We start from the raw sequence: 8510 nt of genomic DNA, 5'->3' as shown, positions 1-8510 counted from the left end.
CCGCGAAACACCCCCCGCACCCGCTACGGCCCCGTCCCCGGCAGCCACACTCCCGTTCCGGACCGTGAGGCGGCCCGTCAGGACGTACAGCACCGCTGCCCCGGCGACCGCGCCCACGAGCGAGGGAAGGGCGTCGATGGCCCCCGTGGAGTCCGGGCGGCCGGTCGCCGCGGCCGCGCCGATCGCGCCGAACAGCAGGACGCCCGCCGCTCCGGTGCGCCGGAACCGCAGCGCGACAATTCCGAGAGCGAGGGCGAAAAGCGCGAGCACCGCGAGAATTCCGAGCTGGAGTACGAGTTTGTCGTCGGTGCCGAAATTCCGGATCGCCCAGTCCTTCACCGCGGCCGGCGTGCGGTCGATGGCCGCACCGCCCACCACGACGACGGGACCGGACCGCGGGCGCACCCCGCCGGCCACCGCCTCGGCGACCGCGAGCGCGGCGCAGCCCGCCAGCACACCGCTGAGCGCGCCCAGCGCCGGCAGCACCGGGCCACTGCGGCCGCTCCGGCTCCTCGGTTCCTTCTCGTTCTCGGTCACGTGGGGAATCCGGCCCCGAAAGCGGCGCGGATTGGTCGTCCCCACGATCGGATGAATTTAATTTTCCGACCCATCCGCGACCGCTTCGGCTACGGATATACGGGTATTCAGACGCCCCGCTCTTCACCTCCCTTCCTTCTCCTCACCGCATTTCCCCCGCGTTCCCGCGTCCGCGGGACGCCCCCGCGGCGAAGTCCCCCGTAACGGGGAGGGCGCGGCCGTGTCCAACCCTCGGAAGACCGGACGAGAGGAGCCGCCCAGTGGCGGGGGCCCGCACGCAGAGCGCACCACCGGACACCCGGGCCGGGACCGACGACGCCCTCCTGGCGGTACGGGCCGCGGAGGGGGACGAGGACGCCTTCGCCGTGCTCGTGCAGCGGCACGCCCCGGCGCTGATCCGGCTGGCCACGAGCCTGCTCGGAACCGCGGCCGAGGCGGAGGACGCCGTCCAGGACGCCTTCATCAGCGCCTGGCGCAGGCTTCCCGAGTTCCAGGGACGCGCCGCCTTCGGCACCTGGATGTACCGGATCGTCACCAACCGCTGTCTGAACGTCCTGCGAGCGCGCAGACCCGTCGCCCCGCTGGAGGCGGCGGGCGAGGTCCCCGCGGCCGAGCACACCGTCTCCCCGGCCCGTATCACCGAGGGCCGCGACGCGGTGCGCGAACTGCGGGAGGCGCTGGACCTGCTGTCGGCCGAACAGCGCGCCTGCTGGGTCCTGCGGGAACTGGACGGCCGCTCCTACGAGTTCGTCGCGGAGACGCTCGGCATCAGCCAGGAGGCCGTACGCGCCCGCGTCTTCCGCGCACGCCGTTGTCTGACACAAGCACTGGGGGCCTGGCGATGACCGCCCACACCGAACCGCCGAACCGGGCGTCCACCCACGGCGACGACGACGAACTGCTGCCGTGCGGACGGCTGTTGTCGAGAGCCTGGGAGGACTGGGAGCACCGGCCCGAGGACGCGCACCTGCGGTCCTGCCCGCACTGCCGGGACGCCGTGCGCGAACTCGACCGGCTGGAGTCCGCCGTGCACGGCCTGCGCACGCAGACCGCGGACGGCTCCGCGTACGACGCCGAGCCGCTGACCCGGCGGATCATGGACGTGGTCCGCATGGAACTGCGTCCCGGCCGCCCCCTGCCCCTCGGCGAGCCCGTCGAGGACCTGTGGATCATGGAGGCGGTCGCGGCCCGCACCCTGCGCGCGGCAGCCGAGACGGTCACCGGTGTCCGGGCCGGTTCCTGCCGTCTCGTGCAGGTCGGCCCGGACGGCAGGAACGCCGCGGACGGAACGCTCGCGGGGGTCGGGGTCCGGCTCGACATCCACGCCCCGGCCGACGCCCCGCTGCCCGAGCTCGCCGCGCAGGTGCGGGAACGGGTCTGGGAGGCGGCCGACCGTGAGCTGGGGCTGGTCGTGGCGGCGGTGGACATCCGGGTCACCGACCTGGTCCCGGCGGGGGCCGAACACGGTCAGGAGGGCCGTACACGATGACCTTCGACAGAGCAGACACCACCGACCCCACGGGCCCCACAGGCCCCGCGCACGCGACGCTCGCCGAGCAGGCGGCCGCGGCCGCGGCGGGCGTGCGCGGTGTGGCGTTCCTCCGGCCGGGCCTGGCGGACCGGCTGCGCTCCGTGCGGCACCGGCCCGCGCACGGCGACGCCCGCGGGACGGCCACCGGAGTGCGGATGACCCGGCCCGACCCCGAGGGGCCCTGGCACGTGGAGATCCACGTCGTCGCGCTCAAGGAGGCCAGGACCGTGGACGTGGCCCGTGCCGTCCGGGCCGGCGTCGCCCGCCGGCTGGAGGCCGTGTCGCCCCCGCAGCCGGCGCCGCGGATCACCGTGACGGTCACGGGCCTCGTCTGAGTACGCGCCCCCTCAGCCCGGGAAGCTCATCAGGGCGACCGGGGTGGAGGTGGGGTGCTTCGAGCCGCCGTCGGGTTCGACGGTGACGCCCATGCCCGACGCCCCGTCGACCGCGCCCCGCATGAGGACCGCCTGCTCGCTGCGGCCGGGGTCCATCAGACCGGCCGAGCGCATGGTGCCCCCGTCGTCGAACCACAGCTGGTAGACCTTGCCGCCGGGTGGCCGGGCCATCCCGGAGACGGCGAAGACGGCCCGGTCCAGGCCGCGGGAGACGACGACGGTGCCGGTGGCGCCGTCCGCCAGTTCGGCGGCCCGGGTCCGGGCGTCCGGAGCGGAGAGCACGGCGGCGATCTCGTCCGCCGTCCGTACCGCCTGTCCGGCACGGCCCCGGGCGTCCTCGGCGCGCTGGTACTGCCACACGCTCGTGCCACCCAGCGCCGCGGCCGCCGCGAGGCAGGCGGCCAGCGCCCACCGGGACAGCGCCCGGGTACGCAGCCCGCCCCGGACCGTGAGCTCCTTGGCCTGCGGGCCCGGCGGCACCTGCCGGACGGTGGTGATCCGGCGCAGCACCTGTGCGCGCAGGACGGCGGGGGGTGCCGTGGTGGCAGCGAGGCCCAGCCGGGCCGCGGTGGCGCGCAGCTCCGCGGCCTCCTGGGCGCACGGCTCGCAGCCCGGCAGGTGCCGCTCGAAGGCCGCGGTCTCCTCGTCGGAGAGCGCGTGCAGGGCGTAGGCACCCGTCATCCGGTGCAGGTCGATGGTGTTCACGCGGTCACCCCCAGGCAGTCGCGCAGCCGGATGAGTCCGTCGCGCAGTCGGGTCTTCACGGTGCCGAGCGGCAGCGCCAGCGCCTCCGCCACCTGGCGGTAGGTCAGTCCCCGGTAGTAGGCCAGGGTGACGGCCTGGCGCTGGATCTCGGTCAGGGTGCGCAGACAGCGCCGTACCTGTTCCCGCTCCAGGCGGGCCTCGACGTGCTCGGCGACCTCGTCGTACTCGGGCAGCCGGTCCAGCAGCGCGGCCTTGTGGTCGCGGGCGGCGGCGGCGTCCACCGAGCGGATCCGGTCCACCGCCCTGCGGTGCGCCAGGGTGAGGATCCAGTTGATGGCCGTGCCGCGGTCGGAGCGGTAGCGGGGCGCGGTGCGCCACACCTCCACGAGGACCTCCTGCACGACCTCCTCCGACTGCGCCTGATCACGCAGTACGGCGCGCACCACTCCGAACACCGAACCCACCACGGTGTCGTACACCCGGGCGAACGCTTCCTCGTCACCCAGCGCCACCAGGCCCACCAGCTCCTGAAGATCAGGTTCCACTGATGGGTTTCTTCCGATATGCACCGCTTCTTTCACCGAGGGCCTCCGCGGTAGGGACATGTCCGGGTGTAATCCGTTTCTGCGCGGGCCGCGGATTGGATGCGCCACGGACCGATCGGCCGGCGCGGTGCCCGGCCGTGTGTCCCCTCCGCCTCAGGCGACCTGCTGCAACAGCCCCCGCACCGCCTCGTCCACCACCCGGTACCGCACGACCCGTCCCTCCTTCTCGCCCGCCACCACCCCGGCCGCCCGCAGCAGCCGCAGGGCCTGGGAGACGGCGGGGTCGTTCATACCGGTGGCGATCGCGAGGTCGGAGACGGCCAGGGGGCCGGTCCGGTGCAGGGCGAGCAGCAGGGACAGCCGGTTGGGGTCGGCGAGCAGGGCGAAGCGGTCGGACCAGGTGCGGACGTGTCCCGGGTCGCCGATCGCGGCGATGGCGTCGCACACCCGGTGCCCGTCGATGGTGCGGCGGTCGGCTCGGTCGGCCGGGACGAGGTGCATGGGGCACATCCTCGCAGGCGGTCGTATGTGATCTTCCATACCTGCGCAGGTGTGCAGCTATGCAGGAAGCCCCGGCCCCGCCTACGGTGGGCGGGCCGTGGTGCTCGGGAAACCGGTGACGACCCCTCAAAGGTCCATACCGGTGCGGCCCTCGCCACTGTGATCGGGGAGTCTCCCTCCCACGTCCCTCACGGGACAGCCACTGGCCTGCACCACCGGGCCGGGAAGGCGGGCAGGGAGACGCACGACCCGTAAGCCAGGAGACCGGCCACGGCAGCTCACGCGTTCATCCACGAGGTGCTGGAGTGACCACCGTATGACCGACCCTGCCCTGCCCGGGACCGCCGCCTCCTTCCGCTGGCGGCGCGAGGACACCGTCAAGACGGCCGGTCTGATGGCCGCGATAGCCGCGCTGCACGTGCTCGCCTTCGGCATCCTGTTCCTGCTCGTCGTGCCGGGGCACTACGAGGTCGGCAACAAGGCGTTCGGGATCGGCCTCGGCATCACCGCCTACACCCTCGGCATGCGGCACGCCTTCGACGCGGACCACATCGCCGCGATCGACAACACCACCCGCAAGCTGATGGCCGACGGCAAGCGGCCGGTGTCGGTGGGCTTCTGGTTCGCGCTCGGGCACTCCAGTGTCGTGGTCCTGCTCGCCGCGCTCATCGCGGGCGGCACCCAGCTCGCCGGCAAGGTGATGAACGAGGGCTCCGGCACCCACCAGGTGCTCGGCTTTCTCGGTACGACGATCTCAGGCACGTTCCTCTACCTCATCGCCGCCCTCAACCTGGTCGCCCTGGTCGGCATCCTGAAGGTCTTCCGGGCGATGCGGGCGGGGTCGTACGACGAGCGGGAGCTGGAACAGCACCTGGACTCCCGGGGCTTCATGAACCGCGTCCTCGGGCGGCTCACCAAGTCGATCACCCGGCCGGGGCAGATGTATCCGCTGGGCTTCCTGTTCGGGCTCGGCTTCGACACCGCCACCGAGGTCACGCTGATGGTGATGGCCGGGTCGGGCGCGGCCGCGGGCCTGCCCTGGTACGCGATCCTCTGCCTCCCCCTCCTCTTCGCCGCCGGGATGAGCCTGTTCGACACCCTCGACGGCACCTTCATGAACTTCGCCTACCAGTGGGCCTTCTCCAACCCGGTCCGCAAGGTCTTCTACAACCTCGCCATCACCGGGCTGTCCATCGCGGTCGCCTTCTTCATCGGCACGATCGAGCTCGTCGGGGTCCTGCACGACAAGCTCGACCTCACCGACGCCCTCACCACCTGGATCGCCGACATCGACCTCGACAACGTCGGGTACGTCATCGTCGGCCTGTTCGTGGTGGTGTGGGCGGCGGCGATCGCCTACTGGCGGCTCGCGAAGGTGGAGCAGCGCTGGAGCGTGAGCGGCTCCTGAGGGGGCCGGGGGCTCAGATCCCCTCCACCGCCGTCAGCCACAGCTTCACGTACCGCTCCACGTCCACGTCCAACCCCACGTCCACCAGCGTCACTTCGCGCTCGCCCTCGTGGATCTCGGACTCGCCGGGGCGTGCACGGCGGTCCACGACCGTCTGGCCGCGGGTCGGGCCCGGGGCCAGGCTCACCTCCACCGGCAGCAGTTCGGTGGTCAGTCCCCCCGGGTCGACGACCGCGCACACCGCGCCCGCGTCCCCGAGACCGCCGGTCGGGGTGGGGTCGCCGGAGGTGGCCGGGTCGCGGTGGGCGAGGAGTTCACCGGCCATGCGCAGGGACGGTTCCGCGCTCGCGCGCAGCCGCTGGACGTCGGCGGCGGGGACGATGACCTGCTTGAACACGTCGAGGCCGTACATCGTGATCGGCACCCCGGCGGTGAGCAGGATCGCGGCCGCCTCGGGGTCGTGCCAGACGTTGAACTCCGCGACCGGGGTGGCGTTCCCGGTGGCCACCGCGCCGCCCATGAACACGATCCGCTCGATGTTGCGCACCACCTCGGGGTGCGTACGAAGGAGCAGGGCGATGTTGGTGAGCGGGGCCGTCGGGACGAGCGTCACAGGGGTGGGCGAGGCGAGGATCTCCCGCCGGAGCAGGGTCACCGCGTCCACGTCCACCGCCACCCGGGCCGGCGCGGGCAGCCCGAGGTCGCCCATGCCGTCGAGCCCGTGCACATGCTGCGCGGTGCGCACCGGCTCGATCAGCGGCCGGGCCGCCCCCCGGGCGACCGGGACGTCCCCGGCCCCGGCCTGCTCCAGGACGGTCAGTGTGTTGCGGACGACGCCGTCGACGTCGGTGTTCCCGGCGACACAGGTGACCGCGCGCAGGTCGATGCCGGGGTGCCGGACGGCGAACAGCAGGGCCAGGGCGTCGTCGACACCGGTGTCGCAGTCGATGATCACCGGGATGGGCTGACCGGTCACGGCGGGGTCCTTTCGTCACTGGCGTACGGGACCGACCTTACGCAGCCGCCCAGAGTTCGGCCCCGCGATCACCGGCCCGGGCGCCGATCCGTTCCAGCAGCTCGCCGACCGGCACCGCTCCCGGCCGGCGTCCGTCCCGCAGCCGTACGGCCGCCCGGCCGGCGCCGGCCTCCCGCTCGCCGATCACCGCCTGGTACGGCACGAGGCATGCGGCGCGGACGCGGGCGGCGAGGGTGCCGTCGCCGGGGCCGGAGAGGTCGGCCCGGATGCCGCGCGCCTCGGCCCGCCGTACGACCTCCACGGCCCGCTCCTCCTGGGCCTCGCCCACGGGCAGGACGACGAGCTGCACGGGCGCGAGCCACACCGGGAACGCGCCGCCGTGGGTCTCGACGAGCTGCGCGACCGCCCGTTCCACGCTGCCGATGACGCTGCGGTGGACCATCACCGGGCGGTGCCTGTTGCCGTCGGGGCCGGTGTAGTGGAGGTCGAAGCGCTCGGGCTGGTGGAAGTCGATCTGGACGGTGGAGAGGGTGGACTCGCGGCCCGCGGGATCGGTGATCTGCACGTCGATCTTGGGGCCGTAGAAGGCGGCCTCGCCCTCGACGCGGTCGTGGTCGACGCCGTCCAGGGCCTCTTCGAGGAGGGCGGTGGCGCGGCGCCAGAGCGCGGGATCGGCCACGTACTTGCCGGAGTCCCCCGGCAGGGACAGCCGGTACCTGGCCGCCCGGATGCCGAGGTCGTCGTAGGCGCGCCGGATGAGGTCCAGGGCGCCGCGGGCCTCCGCCACGGCCTGCTCCGGGGTGCAGAAGATGTGGGCGTCGTTGAGCTGGATGGAGCGGACACGGGTCAGGCCGCCGAGCACGCCCGAGGGTTCGGAGCGGTACATGCCGCCCAACTCAGCTACTCGCAGCGGGAGTTCACGGTAACTGTGCGACCGGGACCGGTAGATGAGCGCGTGGTGCGGGCAGAGACTCGGCCGCAGGACGACCTCCTCGCCGCCGAGCCGCATCGGCGGGAACATGTCGTCGCGGTAGTGGTCCCAGTGCCCGGAGATCTCGTACAGCTCCCGCTTGCCGAGCACGGGCGAGTACACATGCCGGTATCCGGCGGCCCGCTCCACCCGCCGGACGTACTCCTCCAGGACATGCCGTACGACGGCCCCGTCGGGCAGCCAGTACGGCAGCCCCGCCCCCATCAGCGGATCGGTGTCGAACAGATCGAGCTCACGGCCGAGTCGGCGGTGGTCGTACGGGTGGTCGCCCATGGTGATCTCCCTCGCGGTGGGGGGCGAGGAGACCGACGGGAACGACAAAACCCCGGGGCACTCGCCCCGGGGCTTCGGACTGCGTCAGCGGTCAGCGCGCCGGGACCTGCTCCGGCGTCGTCGTGATCGACGGGATGACAATGACTTGGGCACGCTGCATGCGGTGAGGGTAGGGGGCGGGGCGGCCCCGACGCGACGGCTTTTCGACGAACCGCTCAGGGACGCGCGTGACGCAGGCCCCGTACGAAACTGCCCCAGGCACCGGGAACGACCTGGATCACCGGCCCACCGGGGTTCTTGGAGTCGCGGACGGCGACGGTGCGGGGGTGGTTTAGGGCGACTTGGATCCCGCCGATCAGTCTGACCGAGTCCCGCTGCGCGAGGCTCAGTCGCGTGATCTGGTCGAAGAGCCCGTTGTGGTGGTCGGCTCAGCATTGCTGTCCAGCCACACGGTCGACGAGGTCGTGTCCGCCCACGGGCTGCGCGTCTTTCCCGACCCGGTCGGGCAGGCCCGTGCGGAGGCGGTGCGGATCGTGGGCGGGCGAGCGCGCTCGCAAGGGGGCGAGGCGGCGGCCCCGTCCACGCCGTGATCCGCGGCCCGGCGCACCCCACGCCCCGGCGCACCCACACCCCGTAACCCGTACGGCC

Annotated in this window: 11 protein-coding genes, 1 pseudogene and 1 riboswitch; of the genes and pseudogenes, 5 read left to right on the top strand and 7 right to left on the bottom strand. The window is 73.0% G+C overall.

Annotated features, from left to right (window positions below; translation table 11 throughout):
• Positions 1-537, bottom strand: a pseudogene (locus EHS43_RS29785) (molybdopterin-binding oxidoreductase); the annotation flags it as partial.
• Positions 538-797: 260 nt separating this feature from the next.
• Here EHS43_RS29785 and EHS43_RS29780 point away from each other — a divergent pair.
• Genes EHS43_RS29780 through EHS43_RS29770 form a run of 3 tightly spaced genes read left to right on the top strand, consistent with a single transcriptional unit; the run spans position 798 to position 2403 of the window.
• Entirely contained in the window at positions 798-1382 is a 585-nt protein-coding gene (locus EHS43_RS29780; RefSeq protein WP_125193818.1) for an RNA polymerase sigma factor, read from the top strand.
• On the top strand, positions 1379-2026 hold the full coding sequence (locus EHS43_RS29775; RefSeq protein WP_125193817.1) for an Asp23/Gls24 family envelope stress response protein: 648 nt from the start codon (positions 1379-1381) through the stop codon (positions 2024-2026). The genes EHS43_RS29780 and EHS43_RS29775 overlap by 4 nt, the downstream gene beginning before the upstream one ends.
• Positions 2023-2403, top strand: coding sequence for a hypothetical protein (locus tag EHS43_RS29770; RefSeq protein ID WP_185806469.1), 381 nt, complete (start codon positions 2023-2025; stop codon positions 2401-2403). The genes EHS43_RS29775 and EHS43_RS29770 overlap by 4 nt, the downstream gene beginning before the upstream one ends.
• Before the next feature lie 12 nt (positions 2404-2415).
• On the opposite strand, the gene EHS43_RS29765 is transcribed toward EHS43_RS29770, so the two are convergent.
• The 3 genes from EHS43_RS29765 to EHS43_RS29755 all read right to left on the bottom strand — a co-directional run bounded on the left by EHS43_RS29765 (position 2416) and on the right by EHS43_RS29755 (position 4214).
• A complete protein-coding gene (locus EHS43_RS29765; protein WP_125193816.1) occupies positions 2416-3168 on the bottom strand; it encodes an anti-sigma factor in 753 nt (250 codons plus the stop codon).
• Positions 3165-3749 (bottom strand): ECF RNA polymerase sigma factor SigK, encoded by a 585-nt coding sequence (sigK, locus tag EHS43_RS29760; RefSeq protein ID WP_125193815.1) that lies wholly within the window; start codon positions 3747-3749, stop codon positions 3165-3167. Before sigK ends, EHS43_RS29765 begins: the two co-directional genes overlap by 4 nt.
• A gap of 117 nt (positions 3750-3866) precedes the next feature.
• Positions 3867-4214, bottom strand: a complete 348-nt coding sequence (locus EHS43_RS29755; RefSeq protein WP_053853339.1) for a metalloregulator ArsR/SmtB family transcription factor — start codon at positions 4212-4214, stop codon at positions 3867-3869.
• Positions 4215-4295: 81 nt separating this feature from the next.
• Positions 4296-4502: riboswitch (cobalamin riboswitch) on the top strand.
• A gap of 28 nt (positions 4503-4530) precedes the next feature.
• Here EHS43_RS29755 and EHS43_RS29750 point away from each other — a divergent pair.
• Entirely contained in the window at positions 4531-5622 is a 1092-nt protein-coding gene (locus EHS43_RS29750) for a HoxN/HupN/NixA family nickel/cobalt transporter (RefSeq protein WP_125193814.1), read from the top strand.
• Between the two features lie 13 nt (positions 5623-5635).
• On the opposite strand, the gene EHS43_RS29745 is transcribed toward EHS43_RS29750, so the two are convergent.
• From EHS43_RS29745 to EHS43_RS29735, 3 genes are all read right to left on the bottom strand, one after another.
• Positions 5636-6598, bottom strand: a complete 963-nt coding sequence (locus tag EHS43_RS29745; RefSeq protein WP_125193813.1) for a nucleoside hydrolase — start codon at positions 6596-6598, stop codon at positions 5636-5638.
• A 37-nt stretch (positions 6599-6635) separates the two neighbouring features.
• Positions 6636-7862, bottom strand: coding sequence for a threonine--tRNA ligase (gene thrS, locus EHS43_RS29740; RefSeq protein ID WP_125193812.1), 1227 nt, complete (start codon positions 7860-7862; stop codon positions 6636-6638).
• A 215-nt stretch (positions 7863-8077) separates the two neighbouring features.
• Positions 8078-8209, bottom strand: a complete 132-nt coding sequence (locus tag EHS43_RS29735) for a DUF397 domain-containing protein (protein ID WP_312023449.1) — start codon at positions 8207-8209, stop codon at positions 8078-8080.
• A 72-nt stretch (positions 8210-8281) separates the two neighbouring features.
• On the opposite strand from EHS43_RS29735, the gene EHS43_RS46710 reads away from it, so the two are divergent.
• Positions 8282-8452 carry a hypothetical protein gene (locus EHS43_RS46710; protein WP_185806468.1) on the top strand — a complete coding sequence of 57 codons (171 nt, stop codon included), beginning with the start codon at positions 8282-8284 and terminating at the stop codon, positions 8450-8452.
• Positions 8453-8510 lie beyond the last annotated feature (58 nt).

The organism is Streptomyces sp. RP5T, from assembly GCF_003933965.1.
In the GTDB taxonomy this organism is placed as follows: Bacteria; Actinomycetota; Actinomycetes; order Streptomycetales; family Streptomycetaceae; genus Streptomyces.
Note: the sequence above shows the minus strand (reverse complement) of the source record. Positions and strands in the feature narration are given on the sequence as shown.

Excerpts from the sequence above, each read along its gene's own strand:
- EHS43_RS29755 (WP_053853339.1), bottom strand. The coding sequence starts at position 4,214 with ATGCACCTCGTCCCGGCCGACCGAGCCGACCGCCGCACCATCGACGGG.
- EHS43_RS29775 (WP_125193817.1), top strand. The coding sequence starts at position 1,379 with ATGACCGCCCACACCGAACCGCCGAACCGGGCGTCCACCCACGGCGAC.
- EHS43_RS29750 (WP_125193814.1), top strand. The coding sequence starts at position 4,531 with ATGACCGACCCTGCCCTGCCCGGGACCGCCGCCTCCTTCCGCTGGCGG.
- EHS43_RS29770 (WP_185806469.1), top strand. The coding sequence starts at position 2,023 with ATGACCTTCGACAGAGCAGACACCACCGACCCCACGGGCCCCACAGGC.
- thrS (WP_125193812.1), bottom strand. The coding sequence starts at position 7,862 with ATGGGCGACCACCCGTACGACCACCGCCGACTCGGCCGTGAGCTCGAT.